This window comes from Rhizobacter terrae, assembly GCF_003852895.1.
Taxonomy (GTDB): domain Bacteria; phylum Pseudomonadota; class Gammaproteobacteria; order Burkholderiales; family Burkholderiaceae_C; genus Albitalea; species Albitalea terrae.
Genome location: NZ_QUSW01000001.1, coordinates 384,282 through 402,132, shown reverse-complemented (window position 1 = coordinate 402,132; position 17,851 = coordinate 384,282). Strand labels below are relative to the sequence as shown.

General features: G+C 67.0%; 16 protein-coding genes. 10 read left to right on the top strand and 6 right to left on the bottom strand.

What is annotated here, in order from left to right; translation table 11 throughout:
* Positions 1-73: 73 nt before the first annotated feature.
* The 7 genes from DZC73_RS01785 (at position 74) to asd (ending at position 7,558) form a co-directional block, all read left to right on the top strand.
* Positions 74-949 carry a branched-chain amino acid ABC transporter permease gene (locus DZC73_RS01785; RefSeq protein ID WP_124538480.1) on the top strand — a complete coding sequence of 292 codons (876 nt, stop codon included), beginning with the start codon at positions 74-76 and terminating at the stop codon, positions 947-949.
* 4 nt (positions 950-953) lie between these two features.
* The gene (locus tag DZC73_RS01780; RefSeq protein WP_124538479.1) at positions 954-2,030 is read left to right on the top strand and encodes a branched-chain amino acid ABC transporter permease; all 1,077 of its coding nucleotides are present in this window, start codon (positions 954-956) and stop codon (positions 2,028-2,030) included.
* Positions 2,027-2,833 carry an ABC transporter ATP-binding protein gene (locus DZC73_RS01775; protein WP_124538478.1) on the top strand — a complete coding sequence of 269 codons (807 nt, stop codon included), beginning with the start codon at positions 2,027-2,029 and terminating at the stop codon, positions 2,831-2,833. The genes DZC73_RS01780 and DZC73_RS01775 overlap by 4 nt, the downstream gene beginning before the upstream one ends.
* Positions 2,830-3,600 carry an ABC transporter ATP-binding protein gene (locus DZC73_RS01770; protein ID WP_124538477.1) on the top strand — a complete coding sequence of 257 codons (771 nt, stop codon included), beginning with the start codon at positions 2,830-2,832 and terminating at the stop codon, positions 3,598-3,600. Before DZC73_RS01775 ends, DZC73_RS01770 begins: the two co-directional genes overlap by 4 nt.
* Complete coding sequence (locus tag DZC73_RS01765) at positions 3,597-5,450, top strand: AMP-dependent synthetase/ligase (protein WP_124538476.1); 1,854 nt, start codon at positions 3,597-3,599, stop codon at positions 5,448-5,450. The genes DZC73_RS01770 and DZC73_RS01765 overlap by 4 nt, the downstream gene beginning before the upstream one ends.
* Positions 5,451-5,464: 14 nt before the next feature.
* Positions 5,465-6,622, top strand: coding sequence for an ABC transporter substrate-binding protein (locus DZC73_RS01760; RefSeq protein ID WP_124538475.1), 1,158 nt, complete (start codon positions 5,465-5,467; stop codon positions 6,620-6,622).
* 135 nt (positions 6,623-6,757) lie between these two features.
* On the top strand, positions 6,758-7,558 hold the full coding sequence (gene asd / locus DZC73_RS01755) for an archaetidylserine decarboxylase (protein WP_124539461.1): 801 nt from the start codon (positions 6,758-6,760) through the stop codon (positions 7,556-7,558).
* A 30-nt stretch (positions 7,559-7,588) separates the two neighbouring features.
* Here asd and DZC73_RS01750 read toward each other — a convergent pair whose 3' ends face one another.
* Complete coding sequence (locus DZC73_RS01750) at positions 7,589-8,086, bottom strand: YgjP-like metallopeptidase domain-containing protein (RefSeq protein ID WP_161974414.1); 498 nt, start codon at positions 8,084-8,086, stop codon at positions 7,589-7,591.
* A gap of 33 nt (positions 8,087-8,119) precedes the next feature.
* Between DZC73_RS01750 and dbpA the strand changes: the two genes are divergently transcribed.
* A complete protein-coding gene (gene dbpA, locus DZC73_RS01745; protein ID WP_124538474.1) occupies positions 8,120-9,550 on the top strand; it encodes an ATP-dependent RNA helicase DbpA in 1,431 nt (476 codons plus the stop codon).
* The gene (locus DZC73_RS01740) at positions 9,547-10,806 is read left to right on the top strand and encodes a DEAD/DEAH box helicase (RefSeq protein ID WP_124538473.1); all 1,260 of its coding nucleotides are present in this window, start codon (positions 9,547-9,549) and stop codon (positions 10,804-10,806) included. The genes dbpA and DZC73_RS01740 overlap by 4 nt, the downstream gene beginning before the upstream one ends.
* 392 nt (positions 10,807-11,198) lie before the next feature.
* On the opposite strand, the gene DZC73_RS29935 is transcribed toward DZC73_RS01740, so the two are convergent.
* Genes DZC73_RS29935 through DZC73_RS01730 form a run of 3 tightly spaced genes read right to left on the bottom strand, consistent with a single transcriptional unit; the run spans position 11,199 to position 12,384 of the window.
* The gene (locus tag DZC73_RS29935; protein ID WP_198414756.1) at positions 11,199-11,363 is read right to left on the bottom strand and encodes a hypothetical protein; all 165 of its coding nucleotides are present in this window, start codon (positions 11,361-11,363) and stop codon (positions 11,199-11,201) included.
* Between the two features lie 33 nt (positions 11,364-11,396).
* Complete coding sequence (locus DZC73_RS01735; RefSeq protein WP_124538472.1) at positions 11,397-11,897, bottom strand: ATP-binding protein; 501 nt, start codon at positions 11,895-11,897, stop codon at positions 11,397-11,399.
* Positions 11,890-12,384, bottom strand: coding sequence for a DUF1801 domain-containing protein (locus DZC73_RS01730; protein WP_124538471.1), 495 nt, complete (start codon positions 12,382-12,384; stop codon positions 11,890-11,892). Before DZC73_RS01730 ends, DZC73_RS01735 begins: the two co-directional genes overlap by 8 nt.
* Before the next feature lie 108 nt (positions 12,385-12,492).
* On the opposite strand from DZC73_RS01730, the gene DZC73_RS01725 reads away from it, so the two are divergent.
* On the top strand, positions 12,493-13,146 hold the full coding sequence (locus DZC73_RS01725) for a hypothetical protein (RefSeq protein WP_124538470.1): 654 nt from the start codon (positions 12,493-12,495) through the stop codon (positions 13,144-13,146).
* A gap of 26 nt (positions 13,147-13,172) precedes the next feature.
* Here the strand turns inward: DZC73_RS01725 and DZC73_RS01720 are convergent, their stop codons facing one another.
* On the bottom strand, positions 13,173-14,585 hold the full coding sequence (locus DZC73_RS01720; protein WP_124538469.1) for an efflux transporter outer membrane subunit: 1,413 nt from the start codon (positions 14,583-14,585) through the stop codon (positions 13,173-13,175).
* A 10-nt stretch (positions 14,586-14,595) separates the two neighbouring features.
* On the bottom strand, positions 14,596-17,844 hold the full coding sequence (locus DZC73_RS01715) for an efflux RND transporter permease subunit (protein WP_124538468.1): 3,249 nt from the start codon (positions 17,842-17,844) through the stop codon (positions 14,596-14,598).
* Positions 17,845-17,851: the final 7 nt, after the last annotated feature.

The window sequence follows — 17,851 nt, the reverse complement described above, 5'->3', positions numbered from 1 at the left end:
ACAACCACTAGCGAAATCCACGACCTGCCAAGTCAGAATTTGCCGGCGCGAAGGAGGCACCAAAGGAGCCGATTTGCAGTTTCTCCAACTCATCCTCAGCGGGGCCTCCCAAGGGTGTATCTATGGCCTGATCGCACTGGGGTTCGTGCTGATCTACAAGGCCACCGAGACGGTGAGTTTCGCGCAAGGCGAGCTGATGATGCTCGGCGCATTTGCCGGCTTGACGGGCATGAGCTTTCTGGGGCTGCCGTTCTGGGCCGCGGCGCCGCTGGCGGTCGCGGCGATGGCGCTGCTGGGCGTCCTGGCCGAGCGCGTGGTAATCCGCCCCATCCTCGGGCAGCCTGCGTTTTCCATCGTGATGCTCACCATCGGCCTGGGCTACGTGGCGCGTGGGCTCATCACCATGGTGCCCAACGTCGGCACCGACACCCACACCCTGGCCGTGCCCTACAAGGACCAGGCGGTGAACCTGGGCGCGCTGGTGCTCAACGTGGAGCAGATCGTCATCATCGCCAGCACCGCGGTGCTGTGCGCGCTGCTGTTCGTGATGTTCAAGTACAGCAAGCTGGGCATTGCCATGCAGGCGTCGTCGCAGAACCAGTTGGCCGCCTACTACATGGGCATTCCGGTGAAGCGGCTCAACGGGCTGGTGTGGGGCCTGGCCGCAGGCGTGGCGGCGCTGGCGGGGCTGCTGCTGGCGCCCATCACCTTCGTGCACGCGAACATGGGGTTCATCGGGTTGAAGGCGTTTCCGGCGGCGGTGGTGGGAGGCTTCGGGAGCTTGCCGGGGGCGATTGTTGGTGGCTTGCTGATCGGCGTGGTGGAGTCTCTGTCGGGCTTCTATCTGCCTGATGGATTCAAGGACACCGCCGCATACATCGTGGTGTTGATCATGCTTGTCGTGAAACCCAACGGCCTCTTCGGCGAGCGCCTGCGCAAGAAAGTCTGACGCGATGCGCTTCATCTTCAAGACCGACTACGAGCAGGACATCCGCCTGGCCAAGCACGGCGGCCATGTGTTCTGGTATTCGCTGCTGGTCGTGGCATTGCTGCTCGCGCCATGGGTGGTGAGCGAATACCTGCTGGCGCAGCTGCGGCTGATCTTCATCTACGCCATCGTCGGCCTGGGGCTGATGCTGCTGGCGGGCTTCACCGGCCTGTTTTCGCTGGGGCATGCGGCCTTCCTGGGCGTCGGTGCGTACACGCAGGCGGTGCTGACCGGCGCAGGCTGGCCATTCCCGCTGGCGCTGGCCCTGGCCGGTGCGCTGTCTGCCGCCGTGGGCATGGTGGTGGGGCTGCCGGCCCTGCGCGTGAAGGGCATCTACCTCGGCATGGCGACGCTGTCCTTCGGTTTCATCGTCGAAGAGATCTTCGCGCGATGGGAAGGCGTGACGGGCGGCAACTCCGGCAAGCACCTCACGTCGCCGGACATCTTCGGCTGGAAGGTGGACTCCGGCGAAGGCTTCTACTTCCTGTGCATGCTCATCGCCATCGCGGCGACGCTGCTCATCCTCAACCTGCTGCGCTCGCCCACCGGCCGGGCCTTCGTCGCCATCCGCGACTCCGAGGTGTCGGCGCAGAGCATGGGCATCCACCTCGCGCGCTACAAGACCCTGTCCTTCGCCATCTCCGCGGCGCTGGCGGGCATCGGCGGCGCGCTGTATGCGCACGAGCTGAAGTTCATCTCGCCCGACCAGTTCAGCATCCTGCAGTCCATCGACCTCCTGCTGATGGTGGTGATCGGCGGCCTCGGCTCGGTGCACGGCGCCTTCCTCGGTGCGATCTTCCTCATCAGCATGCCCCAGCTCATCGCCGCGGTGAAGGACGTCCTGCCGCCCGCCATCGGCCAGGCGCCCGGCCTGCAAGGCCTGGTCTACGGCGCGGTGCTGATCGCCTTCGTCCTGTTCGAGCCACTGGGCTTGTACGGTCGCTGGCTCAAGGTGCGCACCTATTTGCAGACCTTCCCGTTCTATCGCGCCGGCACCTTCAAGCGGCAGAAGAGCTTCCAGAAATCGGAACGCCTGAGATGAGCGCCGAGCCCGACGTCCTGCTGTCCGCGCGCGAGATCAGCGTGCGCTTCGGCGGCGTGCTGGCTGTCAACCAGGTGAGCTTCGACGTGCGGCGCGGCGAGGTCTTCACGCTCATCGGCCCCAACGGTGCGGGCAAGACCACGGTGTTCAACCTCATCAGCCGCATCTACGTGCCCAGCACCGGCGAGATCGAGTTCGAGGGGCGCCAGTTCTCGCAGGTGGCGCCGCACGAGGTGGCGAAGCTGGGCATCGCGCGCACCTTCCAGAACATCGAGCTGTTCGAGCACGCCACGGTGCTGCAGAACCTGCTGATCGGGCGGCACACGCATCGCCAGACGGGTTTGTGGAGCGACCTCTTCTTCACCGCGAAGACGCGCCGCGCCGAGCTGGCCGCGCGTGAGAAGGTGGAGCAGGTGATCGACCTGCTGGACCTGCAGCACCACCGTGAATCCCTGGTGGCCGGGCTGCCCTACGGCGTGCGCAAGGTGGTGGAGCTGGCGCGTGCGCTGTGCACCGAGCCCAAGCTGCTGCTGCTGGATGAACCCTCGTCGGGACTCAACACCGAGGAGACCGACGACATGGTGTTCTGGATCCGCGACATCCAGCACGAGCTGGGCGTCACGGTGCTGATGGTGGAGCACGACATGGGCCTCGTGTCCAAGGTGTCGGACCGCGTGCTGGCGATGAACCAGGGCGAGATGCTGGCGCTGGGGACACCGGCGGAAGTGCAGGCGCATCCGGGCGTGATCGAGGCTTACCTTGGTTCGGTGGATGAGGTGTCCAGCTTGCGGAGAGCTGCATGACCGACATGCTGCAGCTCCTCAATGTCGAGAGTTCCTACGGCCCCATCCGCGCCATCCGCGGCGTGAGCCTGAAGGTGCGCCAAGGTGAGATCGCCACGGTGCTCGGCTCCAACGGCGCGGGCAAGACCACCATCCTCAAGACCATTTCCGGCATCATCGACCCGCTCAAGGGCAGCGTGGAGTTCAAGGGCACAAACATCACCGCGAAGGACCCGGCGGCGATCGTGCAGATGGGCCTCACCCACGTGCCTGAAGGCCGCGAGGTGTTCCCGCTGCTGTCGGTGCACGACAACCTTCTCATGGGTGCCTACACCCGGCACGACAAGGACGGCGTGGCGCGCGACATGGAGACGGTGTTCGGCTACTTCCCGATCCTTCGCGAACGTGCAGCGCAGGAGGCGGGGCTGCTCTCCGGCGGCCAGCAGCAGATGCTGGCGATCTCCCGCGCGCTGATGGCCGCGCCCGAGCTGATGCTGCTGGACGAGCCCAGCCTGGGCCTGAGTCCCAAGCTTACCAAGGAGATCTTCGAGATCGTGGTGCGCATCAACCGCGAGCGCGGCACCACCATCTTGCTGGTCGAGCAGAACGCCAACATGGCGCTGAACGCCGCCGACTACGGCTACGTGCTGGAGAACGGCCGCATCGTGATGGAAGACGCCTGCGACAAGCTGCGCGAGAAGGACGACATCAAGGAGTTCTACCTCGGCATGAAGGAAGCCGGCATGCGCAGCGAACGCCGCTGGAAAAAGAAGAAGACCTGGCGATGAGCAACCTGTGGGACCTGCGCCAACCCGTCGCCGCGACCGGCATCGTCGTGGAAGGCGAGACCGTGCCTGCGATGTTCTGGAATGCGGCGGCCCAGCGCGGCGACCTCGTCTTCATGCGGCAGAAGAAGCTGGGCCTGTGGCGCAGCTGGACCTGGAACCAGACCGCCCGCGCGGTGAAGGAGATCGCCCATGGCCTGCTCGCCCTGGGCTTCGAGCCGGGCGAGTGCGCCTCCATCCTGTCGCACACCGTCATCGAATGGGTGCTGGCCGACCTGGCGGTGCTGAGCGTGGGCGGCGTCTCCAACGGCATCTACCCGACCGATGCTTCCAACCAGGTGCACTACCTGTGCGACGACTCCCGCACCGCGGTGTTGTTCGTGGAAGACGACGAACAGCTGGACAAGGCGCTGGAGGTGCGCACGCAGCTGCGGCGCCTGCGCAAGATCGTGGTCTTCGACATGGAAGGGCTGCGCGAGCTGAACGACCCGCAGGTGATGAGCCTGGACCGGCTGCGCGAAGCCGGCCGGGCCCACATGGCCTTGCATCCCAGTGAGCTCGAGGAGCGTGTCGCCGCCTGCAAGCCCGAAGACCTCGCCATCCTCGTCTACACCTCCGGCACCACCGGCAAGCCCAAGGGCGCAATGCACAGCCACCGGGGCATCGTGCACACCGTGCGCGGCTACCTTGCCATCTCCCCGCAGGACGAGCGCGACGAGCGCATGTGCTTCCTTCCGCTGTGCCACATTGCCGAGCGCATCGGCGGCGAATACTTCGGCGTGTACAGCGGGTCCAAGCTCAACTTCGTCGAGAACCCGGAGACGGTGCCGGAGAACATCCGCGAGATCGCGCCGACGGTCATCACTGCGGTGCCGCGGGTGTGGGAGAAGTTCTATTCCGGCGTGACGATTGCATTGCGCGATGCCACGGCCTTGCAGCGCAAGGTCTACGACTGGGGCATCGGCGTGGGCATGCGCATCGCCGATCTCGTGCTGGCGGGTCAGCCGGTGCCGTTGTCCCTCAAGCTGAAGTTCCGCATCGCGCGCATGCTGGCGCTGGACAACGTGCGCAAGGTCATCGGCATCCACCGCGCCCGGCTGCTGTTCACCGGCGCCGCGCCCATCTCGCCCGACCTGGTGAAGTGGTATCTCGCGCTGGGCCTGCCCATGCTCGAGGTGTGGGGCATGACCGAGACGTGCGGCGCATCGACCTACACGCCCCTGGGCCGCATCAAGCCCGGCATGATCGGCCAACCCTGCCCCTTCACCGAAGTGCGGGTGGACGACAGCACGGGCGAGATCCTCGTGCGCGGTGGCAACGTCTTCATGGGCTACCTGAACCTGCCTGACAAGACGGCGGAGACCTTCGCCGACGGCTGGTTGCGCACCGGCGACGTGGGCCTGGTGGACGGCGACGGCTTCTTCAAGATCACCGACCGCATGAAGGACATCATCATCACCGCAGGCGGCAAGAACGTCACGCCCAGCGAGCTGGAGAACGACCTCAAGTTCTCGCCCTACATCACCGACGCGGTGGTAGTGGGCGACCGGCGCGCCTACCTCACGGCCATCGTCATGGTGGACCAGGAGAACGTCGAGAAATTCGCTCAGGACCACGACATTCCGTTCTCCAACTATGCGAGCCTCACGCGTGCGCCCGAGGTGCAGGAGCTCATCTGGCAGGAGATCGAGCGGGTCAACAAGAAGTTCGCCCGAGTGGAGCAGATCAAGAAGTTCTTCCTGCTGGAGACCCAGCTCACGGCGGAAGACGAGGAACTCACGCCCACGATGAAGCTCAAGCGCAAGCTCGTGGAGCGCAAGTACGCGGACCGCATCGAAGCGATGTACCAATGAAGGAGACGTGGACCATGACATCCAAGCTCGCAGTTCTTGCCGCAGCCGTGCTGGCCGCCGGCGCCGTGCACGCCCAGACCCAGGGCGTGTCCAAGACCGAGATCGTGCTCGGCTCCATCCAGGATCTGTCCGGTCCCATCGCCGGCTTCGGCAAGCAGGTGCGCTCGGGCATGATGCTGCGCATCGACGAGGCCAACGAGCAAGGCGGCGTGCACGGCCGCAAGATCAGGCTGCAGGTGGAAGACTCCGGCTACGACCCGAAGAAGGCCGTGCTCGCGGCGCAGAAACTGGTCAACCAGGACAAGATCTTCGCGATGGTGGCGCACATCGGCACGCCCACCAACAACGCCGCCATGCCGGTGCAGTTCGAAAAGAACGTCATCAACTTCTACCCGGTGACGGCCGCGCGCGAGATGTACGAGCCGCTGCACAAGCTCAAGTGGGCCGCGGGCTCCAGCTACTACGACCAGATGCGCACCACGCTGCCGCGGCTGGTGAAGGAGAAGGGCGCGAAGAAAGTCTGCATCATCTACCAGGACGACGACTTCGGTTCCGACGTGCTCAAGGGCGTGGAGGCCGGCTTGCAGAGCATGAACATGCAGCTGGCGGAGAAGACCTCGTACAAGCGCGGCGCCACCGATTTCTCCTCGCAGGTGGCGCGCATGAAGGCGGCCAATTGCGACATGGTGGCCATGGGCACCATCATCCGCGAGACCATCGGCACCATCGCCGAGTCCAGGAAGACCGGCTTCTCACCGGTATTCGTCGGTACCAGTGCCTCGTACACCGACCTCATCCACAAGCTGGGCGGCAAGGCCATGGACGGCCTGTACGCCACGCACACCGTGCAGCACCCCTACCTCGACGAGGCGGCGCCGCAGATCCGCTTCTGGGCCACCAAGTACAAGACCAAGTTCAACGAAGACCCGACCACCTTCTCGGTATACGGCTACAACGCGATGGACGTGTTCATCAGCGCGGCGCAGAAGGCGGGGCCGAATCTCACCACCGACGGCTTCGTCAAGGCCATGGAGACCATGAAGACCCAGGCCGACATGTTCGGCGCGCCGGCCCTGGCCTTCAGCCCGACCAAGCACTACGGCAGCGACCTGTCGCGGCTGTCGCAGATCCAGGACGGACGCTGGAAGGTGGTGGTCGACTACGGCCAGTGACCGCGCCCGCGCCAGGGCCGGGCTGCCGGCCCTGGCCGATACACTTCAGGCCCTCCCAACGCTGAACTTCCTGCCGTGTCGCGCCTTGCCGTCCTCCCCCAATACATCCTTCCGAAGCAGCTCCTGACGGCGCTGATGGGCAAGCTGGCGTCCGCGCAGGGCGGTTCGCTCACCACGGCGGTCATCCGTCGCTTCGTGGCGCGCTATGGCGTGAACATGAGCGAGGCGGCCAACCCCGACATCGCCGCCTACCCGACCTTCAACGAGTTCTTCACCCGTGCCCTGCGCGAGGGCGCGCGGCCCATCGCGAAGGCCGACCTCATCTGCCCGGTGGACGGGGCCATCAGCCAGTTCGGCGCGGTGGACCGCGACCGCGTCTTCCAGGCCAAGGGCCACGACTACACGACCACCGCGCTGGTCGGCGGCGATGCCCGCCTGGCTGCGCAGTTCGAGCACGGCAGCTTCGCCACGCTGTACCTGAGCCCGCGTGACTACCACCGCATCCACATGCCCTGCGACGGGCGCCTGCTGCGCATGATCCACGTGCCGGGCCCGCTGTTCTCGGTGAACCCGACGACCGCGCGCGGCGTGCCCGGCCTGTTCGCCCGCAACGAGCGGGTGGTGTGTGTGTTCGACGGCCCGCGCGGCCCCTTCGTGCTGGTGCTGGTGGGCGCGACCATCGTGGGCAGCATGGCCACGGTGTGGCACGGCGTGGTCACGCCGCCGCGCTCGCGCCAGGTGCGCGAGTGGCACTACCAGGACCAGAACATCACGCTGAAGCAGGGCGAAGAGATGGGCCGCTTCCTGCTCGGGTCCACGGTCGTGATGCTGTTTCCGAAGGATGAGTTGCGCTTCAACCCGGCGTGGGAGCCGGCGGGGGCAATCCGGCTGGGTGAGGTGATGGCGACGTATCCGGACGGCGCCAGAGGGGGCTGAGCATTCGCCGGCTGAGCCGGCACGCTGGCGTCAGCAGGCGCCCGGCGTTTCGAGCTCCCGAGCAGTCAGCCACAGCCGCGTGTCGAACTCCAGCTGGGTGTAGGCCGGCTCCATGTGCATGCACAGCGCATAGAAGGCCTTGTCATGCGTGCGCTCCTTCAGGTGCGCCAGTTCGTGCACCACGATCATCCTGAGGAACGGGGCTGGCGCTTCCTTGAACAGGCTGGCCACCCGGATCTCGCGCTTGGCCTTGAGCTTGTTGCCCTGCACGCGTGACACGCTGGTGTGGGTGCCCAGGGCGTTCTGGATCACATGCAGCTTGTTGTCGTAGGCCACCTTGGCGATGGCCTGGGCGTTGCGCATGAAGCGGTTCTTCAGCACGGCCACATAGTCGTACAGCGCCTGGTCCGTTCGCACGTCGTGCGCCTCGGGGTAGCGTCGGCGCAAGGTCTCACCCAGGCGGCCCTCGGCGAGGAGCTGGCTCACCTGGGCCAGCAGCTCTGGCGGGTAACCTCGCAGGTAGTTCATGGGCGCGATTCTGCCCCGCCCCGATAATCTCGCATGAGCACTTCCTCCCAGACGGCGGTCACGCCCGTGAATTCCGATCCCACCGCCGGCCCGCCATTCAGCAGCCTGCCGCTGCCCCCTCCCACAGTGGCCAACCTGCAGCGGCTGGGCTATGAGCGCATGACGCCGATCCAGGCTGCCAGCCTGCCGCTGGCCTTGGCCGGCAAAGACCTGATCGCGCAATCCAAGACCGGCAGCGGCAAGACGGCCGCCTTTGCGCTGCCGCTGCTGGCCAACCTGAACCCGCGGCGCTTTGCGGTGCAGGCCGTGGTGCTGTGCCCAACGCGCGAGCTGGCCGAGCAGGTGACGCAGGAGATCCGCCGCCTGGCCCGCGCCGAGGACAACATCAAGACGCTCACCCTGTGCGGCGGTGCCCCCATCCGCACGCAGATCGCGAGTCTCGCCCACGGCGCACACATCGTGGTGGGCACGCCGGGCCGCATCCTCGACCACCTGTCTCGTGACACCCTGGCCCTGGATGCGCTGAACACCCTGGTGCTCGACGAAGCCGATCGCATGCTGGACATGGGCTTTGCCGAGGACATCGCCAACGTGATCAAGCTGTGCCCTGCGCAGCGCCAGACCCTGCTGTTTTCGGCCACCTACCCCGACGGTGTGGCGAAGATGGCCAGCCGCTTCATGCGCGAGCCTCAGGAGGTGAAGCTCACCGAGCGCCACGCCGTCACCAAGATCCGGCAACGCTTTTACGAAGTGAAGGAGGACGAGCGCCTGCACGCCGTCGGCCTGCTGCTCAGGCACTACCGGCCGGTGAGCACGCTGGCGTTTTGCAATACCAAGCAGCAATGCCGCGACCTCGTGGCGGTGCTGCAGGCCGAGGGCATCGTGGCGCTGGAGTTGCATGGCGACCTGGACCAGCGCGAGCGCGACCAGGTGCTGGTGCAGTTTGCCAACCGCAGCTGCAGCGTGCTCGTGGCCACCGACGTGGCCGCGCGCGGGCTCGACATCGCCCAGCTCGAAGCCGTGATCAACGTGGACATCACGCCCGACATCGAGGTGCACACCCACCGCGTGGGCCGCACCGGCCGCGCCGACGAATCCGGCTGGGCCTTCAACCTGGCCAGCCTGGACGAGATGGGGCGCGTGGGCCGCATCGAGGAGATGCAGGGCAGCGCCAGCGTGTGGCACCCGGTGAGCGAACTGGTTGCACCCGCCGGCGCCGAGCCCCTGCACCCGCCGATGGTGACGCTGCAGATCCTGGGTGGCCGCAAGGAAAAGATCCGTCCTGGCGACGTGCTGGGCGCCTTGACCAAGGACCTGGGTTTCGAGTCCGCGCAGATCGGCAAGATCAACGTCAACGAGTTCTCCACCTACGTGGCCGTGGAGCGCGGCATTGCCGACAAGGCCTTGCGCGGGCTGAATGCGGGCAAGGTGAAGGGCAAGTCGGTGAAGGTGAGGCGGCTTTGAATCCCTTTGCCTTGCTCGGGCTGAGCCCGGCGCTGGTTCGCGCCGTGAGTGAACGCGGCTATGCCCAGCCCACCGCGATTCAAGCGGCTGCCATTCCGGTTGTCCTGGCGGGCAACGATGTGCTGGGGGCGGCTCGCACCGGTTCGGGCAAGACGGCGGCATTTGCCTTGCCCCTGGTGCAGCAAGTGGAAGGCGTGGCACGCGAGGCACCCCGAAGGCTTCACGCCCTCGTGCTGGTGCCCACGCGCGAGCTCGCGGCCCAGGTCGGCGAATCGATCCGTGGCCTGGCGCGGGAGCTGGCCGATCCGGTGAAGGTTGCCATCGTGTTCGGCGGCGTGTCCATCAATCCGCAGATGATGGGCTTGCGTGGAGGGGCCGAGGTGGTCGTGGCCACCCCGGGCCGCTTGCTGGACTTGATTGATCACAACGCGCTCAGCCTGTCGGGCGTGGCCCTGCTGGTGCTCGATGAAGCCGATCGGCTGCTCGACGCGGGCTTCTCCGACGAACTCGCTCGCGTGCTCGCGTTGCTGCCCCGGCGCCGCCAGAACCTGCTCTTCTCGGCCACCTTCCCGCCTGCGGTGCAGGCGCTGGCGCATGACCTGTTGCACGACCCTGTCCGCATCGAGGTGCCGCTCGAACCGGACGCGGGGCCTGCCGTGGAGCAACACGCCGTGGAGGTCGACGCGGCGAGGCGCACGCCCTTGTTGCGCCACATGATCCAGGAAGGTGGTTGGACACGCGTGCTGGTGTTCGTGGCGAGCCGCTACGCGAGCGAACACGTGGCCGACAAGCTGCGCAGGTCAGGCATCGCGGCGGCGGCCTTGCATGGCGACCTGAGCCAAGGCGCGCGCACGAAGGCCTTGGCGGACTTCAAGGCCGGCAGGCTGCAGGTGGTCGTCGCCACGGACGTCGCCGCCCGCGGCATCGACATTGCGCAGCTGCCCGTGGTGGTGAACTACGACCTGCCGCGCTCGGCCGTGGACCATGTGCACCGCATCGGCCGCACGGCCCGCGCGGGAGAGAGTGGGCTCGCGGTCAGCTTCATCAGCGCCGAGACCGAGGCGCACTTTCGGCTCATCGAAAAGCGCCAGGGCCATCGCGTGACGCGGGAGCGGGTCGCGGGGTTTGAGCCGACAGAATCGACCGCACCGGTGACGTCCGGCGGCGGCATCAAGGGCAAGCGCAAGAGCAAGAAGGACAAGCTGCGCGAAGCATTGGCGAATGGCAGCTCGGGAAGGGCTGAACATGAGCAATAGCCCGCCAGATGTCTTCTGGCAGTAGGTGGGCGATCGTGTTCTGCAGACACTGGTGGCGCACTCGATCGAACAGAACGCGGTGTGTGTGCCCTTCGCCAACGGCATCTGGACCTGCCACATCGTGCTGACAGGACGGTGCGCCCGGCCCGTGGTCGCCGCCGACCTCGCACGCTGGCATGTAGACAAACCGGAGCTGGCCCGCAGGGCAGTCGCCAATCTCGACCGACTCGCTGCGCCTGTCGACTTGAATCTGATTTGGCTCGGCACCGGAGTTCCGGAGGTGGTGTCTCACTCGTCGACTGTCGGGACAGCCGCGGCCTGGGTGCTCACGACATCGTTCCAACAAAAGATCGGAAGCCTGCAGCCCGGTGCGTGGTTCATAACTGTGAGCATCACGACTGCCGCTTCTTCTTCTCCTTGTCCGCGGGAACAGATTGCTCCTGGGCGGGTTTGGTCATCCGCGGAGGCGCAAACGGCGGCGGAAAGCCCACGAACGCCAGGAAGACCAGGATCGGCAACAGGCAGTAGACGAGCGGGCGCTTCCAGTGCAGGTTCATGGAAGCGGCAGGTTGAGGCACCGGCGCCCCGATTCAAGTCCCCGACCGAACCTCGATCACTTCATGGAACCCCTCCTCCAGCGACGGCGGCTCCAGGTTCTGCTCGACGTGCCGCATCGCTTCCTCCTTGATGCGGGCCAGTCCGGTGCGGCGCGCATTGCGCTCGAAGGCCACGTCGAAGGGCTCGTTGATCCACACGCCGACACAGCGGCAGCCGGCATCGCGGACGATGGCCAGGGCCCGCTCGCGATGCTTGCGTGAGGGCAGCGGACCCGACAGGTAGACGGCGCGTGGCGGAAAGCGAAGGGAGTTCGCCGCCACCCAGGTGGACTTGCCGGCCCCTTGCAGACCGAACACCAGGTAGAACGTCGCCTCCGCACCAAGCTCGGTCAAGCGTTGCGTGACGAGGGCATAGGCCTGGTCCCAGGCAGCCCGCACATCCTCCCGGCCGACCGGCACGGCGCCGGACAGGTCCAGGAACTGGTCGGGGTCGATGCAATAGGGCGGCGAGAGCGTGGACCGGGCTTCAGCCATGCCGCGGCCTCTTCGCAGGGGGCGGCGATTTGGCCGGAACGCGGGGCCGCTGCTTGGCGGACACCATCTTCACGGTGGTCGACAGTGCCGGAGCGCCCTGCAGTTCATCGCTGGCCGCCGCTGCGGCCTGTCCGATCAAGGCCTGCACCGCGGGCTGCAGCAGGTCGCCTGCCGACTTCAACCGGATGCTGCGCACCCGGCTGCCCGTGCCTTCCAGCAGTTGTTGCGGATCGTCCAGGTCCACGCCGTGCGAGAAGAACAGCGTGACCCACTTCGGATAGCCGGCCACCGACACGAAGGCATCGGTGCTGCGATCGGTGGGAGAGATCGCGAAGACCAGGGCGTTGTAGTTGTCGAAGACAAGCTCGTGCCCGCGCGGGAAGAGGCTTCGCAGGTGCTGCCTCGCGTCGCGCAGCTGGGAGGCGATCTCGGGCAAATACTTCGCGAGGAAGGATTCGACTTGGTCTTCGACGCTGGCCTGGTTCATGAGACTGCGATGCTAGCCTCTCTAGAGACGCGGCCCTATGCACCTCTGCTACGCTCGCGCCACCGAGTCTCCGCCCCCTGCCGCGCCCGGCGCGACGAGCGAACCCCCATGCCCATGTCTCCCGCCAACCGAAGGCAATTCCTCCTCACGGTCAACGCGGTCGTGGCTGCAATGACCGCCGCTGGCTGTGCCCAGGCGCCGACGGCGCCGCGGTCGACACCGATCCAGCACTATTCGGAGACCATCTCGTCGGTGCTGATCTCGCAGGATCGGCGTCATCTGGTGGTGATCGGCGACCACTATCACTACGTCTTCGACACGCCTGCGCACTTTGCCGAGTTGCTGGCGTCTCCATTGCACCAGAAGGTGAGTGCGACGCTGTCGGAGTTCCACGTCAGCCGCGAAGGTGACATCACCGGCCGATTCACGCTCGACATGGATGCAGACCTGTCATTGCGTGATCGCGACACGGCGCAGGCGCTGGGCTTCGTGCAGGTGGACGCGCGGCACCTGGTGCAATACGGCGAAATGCGTGGACGCCGCTTCGTCGGCTCGGCCCTTCGGGCAGACCGCCAGCGCTCGGCACTGAATCACCCCTACACGATAGAGATCAGCGCCGAGGAGCCGGTCGGATCGCAGGTGGCCGATCGCCTGTCCACGCCAATCACCGTCACCAGCGACGGCATCTTGCTGCTGTACTACGTGGCGCTGTCCCCGGTGCTGCTTCCGATGGCGCTGATGTCGCGGGAGCGCAAGAACTGAGGTCGTGGGTCGCAGGCCCCCGGGCATCACGCCTCCCAGCCGCCGCCCAGCGCCCGGATCAACCCCACCATCGACTGGAACTGCGCCGACTGAACCTGCACCGCCTGCCGCCGGCTGCGCAGCTCGCTGCGTTGTGCATCCAGCAGGTCGAGCTGGCTCACCAAGCCGTTGCGGTAGCGCGATTCCGACAGCGTCGTGGCGCGCGTGGCTGAAGCAATTGCACGGCCCTGTGCGCCGGACTGCTCGGACAGCAGCCTCAGGTTGGCGAGTTCGTCCTCCACCTCCTTGAAGGCCACCAGCACCCGTTCGCGGTAGCTGGCGATGCCGATCTCCAGCTGCGCCTGCGCCGAATCCACCGCGGACTGCCGCCGTCCACCGTCGAGCAGGGGCAGCGACAGCAGCGCGCCCACCGACCAGGTGCGGGCCGACCACTTGAACACGTCCGACAGCTCGGGCGATGCGAAGCCGCCGGCCGCGGTGAGCGTGATGTTCGGGAACCACGCGGCCTTTGCCGCACCCACGCGGGCCTGTGCAGCCTGCAGGTCGCTCATGGCGGAGGACACGTCAGGCCGGCGCGCGAGCACCGTGCTGGGCACGCCCGGCGGAACGACTGGCAGGGCAGGGCGCCACGCGGCCTGGCGCTCGATGCTGAAGTCCGAGGCCGACGCACCCACCAGCACCGCGATCGCATGCTCCAGCGTCGCGCGGCGTGCATCCAGCGCGAGCCCGTCGGACTCCGTCGATGCGAGTTCGGTGCGCACGCGGGCCACGTCCAGCTCGGCCACGTCGCCCGCCTGGAAGCGGCGTTCCACCAGCTTGAGCGTGTTGCCGTAGGCGGCAAGGGTGTCGCGCACGATGTCGCGTTCCACGTCCAGCGCACGCAAGGCGAAGTAGGCCTGCGCCACGTCGGCCTGGGCCAGCAGCCGTGCGCTTTGCAGGAGGGCTTCGCGGCTCTTCACGTCCAGGCTCGCGGCCTGGCTCTCGCGCGAAAGGCGGCCGAAGAGGTCGACCTCGTAGCTGAGGTTGGCACCGGCCGTGACCAGCGTCGCACCCTGGCCGCCCGCGAGCGGCAGGGCCTCGCGCACCGCGCCACCGGACACGCCGATCTGCGGGGACCGGTTCGCGTCCGTCGCACCCAGCAGCGCGCGCGCCTGGGCCAGCCGCGCAGTCGCGATCTGGATGCTGGTGTTGTCGCGGCCCGCGCGCTCGACGAGATCATCGAGCGTCGCATCGCCGAAGGCCTTCCACCATTCACCGCGAGCCTGTGCCTGGGCCGGCGCCGCGATGGCCCAGCGGCCGTCGCCTTCCTTGAACTGGGCCGGCGTGGCGGGCAGCCGCTTCTCGTCGATGGTCACTGCCGTGGAGCAGCCCGCCAGCACCAGGGCCAGGGTGAGCGCGCTCAGCATGCCGGCGTGGCGGGCTGTTGTTGTCGTATGCATGGTCGTCATCTCATTCATGGCTGGAGACCGGTGCGGCCGGCACGGGCTTGATGCTGCCGCCACCTGCGGAATGCGGCGCCGAACCGGCAAAGGCCTCGGCATGCGGTACCTCGCCGTGCAGCTTCAGCGGCCGGTTGCGCGTCAGGGCACGCAGCGCCACGTAGAACACCGGCGTGAGGAAGAGGCCGAAGGCCGTCACGCCGATCATCCCGGCGAACACCGCGATGCCCATGGCCGAGCGCATCTCGGCGCCAGCGCCGGTGGAGAGCACCAGCGGCAGCACGCCCATCACGAAGGCCAGCGAGGTCATCAGGATGGGACGCAGCCGCAGCCGTGCCGCCTCCACCGCCGCCTGGATGGGCGTGCGGCCGGAGAACTCCAGCTCGCGGGCGAACTCCACGATCAGGATCGCGTTCTTCGCCGACAGGCCCACCAGCACCACCAGGCCGATCTGCGTGAACACGTTGTTGTCGCCGTGCGAGAGCCACACGCCGGTCATCGCGGCGAGCAGGCCCATGGGCACGATGAGGATGATCGCCAGCGGCAGCGTGAGGCTTTCATACAGGGCGGCCAGCACGAGGAACACGAGCAGGATGGCCAGCGGGAACACCCACACTGCGGAGTTGCCGGCGAGGATTTCCTGGTAGGTCAGCTCGGTCCACTCGTAGCTGATGCCCTGCGGCAGCGTCTCGGCGGCGATGCGCTTGACGGCGTCCTGCGCCTGGCCCGACGAATAGCCGGGCGCGGGCCCGCCGTTGATGTCGGCGGAGAGGAAGCCGTTGTAGCGCATGGCGCGTTCCGGTCCGAAGCTGGGCTTCACGTTCATCAGCGCGGCCAGCGGCACCATCTCGCCGGTGGCCGAGCGCACCTTGAGCAGGCCCACGTCCTCGGCATGTGCACGGTGCTGCGCATCCGCCTGCACGCGGACCGAGTAGGTGCGCCCGAAGCGGTTGAAGTCGTTCACGTACAGGCTGCCGAGGTAGATCTGCATGGTGTCGAACACGTCGGTCACCGCCACGCCGAGCTGCCGCGCCTTGGTGCGGTCGATGTCGGCGTACAGCTGGGGCACGTTCACCTGCAGGCTGGAGAAGAGGCCGGCCAGCTCGGGCGTCTGGTAAGCCTTGGCCATGAAGGCCTTGGTGGCGCCGTCCAGCGCTTCGTAGCCGAGCGACGCGCGGTCTTCCAGTTGCAGCTTGAAGCCGCCCGTCGTGCCCAGGCCTTGCACCGGAGGCGGCGGGAACATCGCGATGAACGCATCCTGGATCGCGCCGAACTTCTGGTTCAGCGCGCCGGCAATGGCCGCGCCGTGCAGGTCCGGCGTGCGCCGTTGCGAGAAGGGCTTGAGCGTCACGAACACGATGCCCGCGTTCGAGCTGTTGGTGAAGCCGTTGATGCTCAGGCCCGGGAAGGCCACGGCGCTTTCCACGCCGGGCTGCTTCAAGGCGATGTCGCCCATGCGGCGGATCACGTCTTCCGTGCGGTCCAGCGTGGCGCCGTCGGGCAGCTGCGCGAAGCCGATCAGGTACTGCTTGTCCTGCCCCGGCACGAAGCCGCTGGGCACGGTCTTGAACAGCAGCGCGGTCACGGCAGCGAGCACGAGGTACATCGCGAACATCGCCGTCTTGCGCGTCACCACCCGGCCCACGCCGCCGCTGTAGGCCTGCGAGCCGCGGCCGAACAGGCGGTTGAAGCCGCGGAACAGCCAGCCGAGGTAGCGGTCCATCGCTCGGGTCAGTGCATCCTTGGGTGCACCGTGCGCCTTCAGCAGCAGCGCGGACAAGGCCGGCGACAGCGTGAGCGAGTTGATGGCCGAGATGACGGTGGAGATGGCGATCGTCAGCGCGAACTGCCGATAGAACTGGCCGGTCAGGCCGCTGATGAAGGCCAGCGGCACGAACACGGCGATCAGCACCAGCGCGATCGCGATGATCGGGCCCGAGACTTCACGCATCGCGCGGTAGGTCGCATCACGCGGCGACAGCCCAGCGGCAATGTTGCGCTCCACGTTCTCCACCACCACGATGGCGTCGTCCACCACGATGCCGATGGCCAGCACCAGGCCGAACAGGCTCAGCGCGTTGATGGAGAAGCCGAACAGGTGCATCACCGCGAAGGTGCCGATGACCGAGATCGGCACGGCCAGCAGCGGGATGATGGATGCGCGCCAGGTCTGCAGGAAGAGGATCACCACCAGCACCACCAGCGCCACGGCCTCCAGCAGCGTGTGCACCACCGACTCGATGGATGCCCGCACGAACTGCGTGGGGTCGTACACGATGCGGTAGTCCACGCCCTCGGGCATGGTCTTCTTCAGCTCGGCCATGGTGGCGCGCACCTGGTTGCTGATCTCGATGGCGTTGGAGCCCGGCGCCTGGAAGATGGGAATCGCCACCGCCGGCTTGTTGTCCAGCAGCGAGCGCAGCGCGTACTCGGCGGCGCCGAGCTCGATGCGGGCGATGTCCTTGAGCCGCGTGACGGCACCGTCGGCGCCGGTCTTCACGATGATCTCGCCGAACTCGTCTTCGCTTTGCAGGCGGCCTTGCGCATTGATGGACAGCTGCAGGTCCACGCCGGGCAGCCCCGGCGATGCGCCCACCACGCCGGCCGCGGCCTGCACGTTCTGCTCGCGGATGGCGCGCACCACGTCGCCGGCCGAGAGGCCGCGCTGCGCGACCTTCTGCGGATCCAGCCACACGCGCATGGAGTAATCGCCCGAGCCGAACAGCAGCACCTGGCCCACACCTTGAACGCGAGCCAGCCGGTCCTTGACATTGAGCACCGCGTAGTTGCGCAGGTAGGTCATGTCGTAGCGGTCGTTGGGCGAGAGCAGGTGGACGACCATGGTGAGGTCGGGCGAGCTCTTGACGGTGGTCACGCCCAGGCGCCGCACCTCTTCAGGCAGGCGCGGCTCGGCCTGCGAGATGCGGTTCTGCACGAGCTGCTGCGCCTTGTCCGGGTCGGTGCCCAGCTTGAAGGTCACGGTCAGCGTCATGAGGCCGTCGGTGGTGGCCTGGCTGCCCATGTAGAGCATGCCTTCCACGCCGTTGACGGCTTCTTCCAGCGGCGTGGCCACCGTCTCGGCGATCACCTTCGGGTTGGCGCCGGGGTACTGCGCGCGCACCACCACCGAGGGCGGCACGACTTCCGGGTATTCCGAAATCGGCAGGCTGCGCAGCGCGATCAGTCCCGCGAGGAACATGAGCAGCGACAGCACGCCGGCAAAGATCGGCCGGTCGATGAAGAACTTGGAAAGATTCACGCGGATT

What these genes read in the sequence shown, in the direction of transcription:
- DZC73_RS01780 (WP_124538479.1), top strand. Translation starts at nt 954, where the DNA reads ATGCGCTTCATCTTCAAGACCGACTACGAGCAGGACATCCGCCTGGCC.
- DZC73_RS01775 (WP_124538478.1), top strand. Translation starts at nt 2,027, where the DNA reads ATGAGCGCCGAGCCCGACGTCCTGCTGTCCGCGCGCGAGATCAGCGTG.
- DZC73_RS01770 (WP_124538477.1), top strand. Translation starts at nt 2,830, where the DNA reads ATGACCGACATGCTGCAGCTCCTCAATGTCGAGAGTTCCTACGGCCCC.
- DZC73_RS01765 (WP_124538476.1), top strand. Translation starts at nt 3,597, where the DNA reads ATGAGCAACCTGTGGGACCTGCGCCAACCCGTCGCCGCGACCGGCATC.
- DZC73_RS01760 (WP_124538475.1), top strand. Translation starts at nt 5,465, where the DNA reads ATGACATCCAAGCTCGCAGTTCTTGCCGCAGCCGTGCTGGCCGCCGGC.
- asd (WP_124539461.1), top strand. Translation starts at nt 6,758, where the DNA reads ATGGGCAAGCTGGCGTCCGCGCAGGGCGGTTCGCTCACCACGGCGGTC.
- DZC73_RS01750 (WP_161974414.1), bottom strand. Translation starts at nt 8,086, where the DNA reads ATGAACTACCTGCGAGGTTACCCGCCAGAGCTGCTGGCCCAGGTGAGC.
- dbpA (WP_124538474.1), top strand. Translation starts at nt 8,120, where the DNA reads ATGAGCACTTCCTCCCAGACGGCGGTCACGCCCGTGAATTCCGATCCC.
- DZC73_RS29935 (WP_198414756.1), bottom strand. Translation starts at nt 11,363, where the DNA reads ATGAACCTGCACTGGAAGCGCCCGCTCGTCTACTGCCTGTTGCCGATC.
- DZC73_RS01735 (WP_124538472.1), bottom strand. Translation starts at nt 11,897, where the DNA reads ATGGCTGAAGCCCGGTCCACGCTCTCGCCGCCCTATTGCATCGACCCC.
- DZC73_RS01730 (WP_124538471.1), bottom strand. Translation starts at nt 12,384, where the DNA reads ATGAACCAGGCCAGCGTCGAAGACCAAGTCGAATCCTTCCTCGCGAAG.
- DZC73_RS01725 (WP_124538470.1), top strand. Translation starts at nt 12,493, where the DNA reads ATGCCCATGTCTCCCGCCAACCGAAGGCAATTCCTCCTCACGGTCAAC.
- DZC73_RS01720 (WP_124538469.1), bottom strand. Translation starts at nt 14,585, where the DNA reads ATGCATACGACAACAACAGCCCGCCACGCCGGCATGCTGAGCGCGCTC.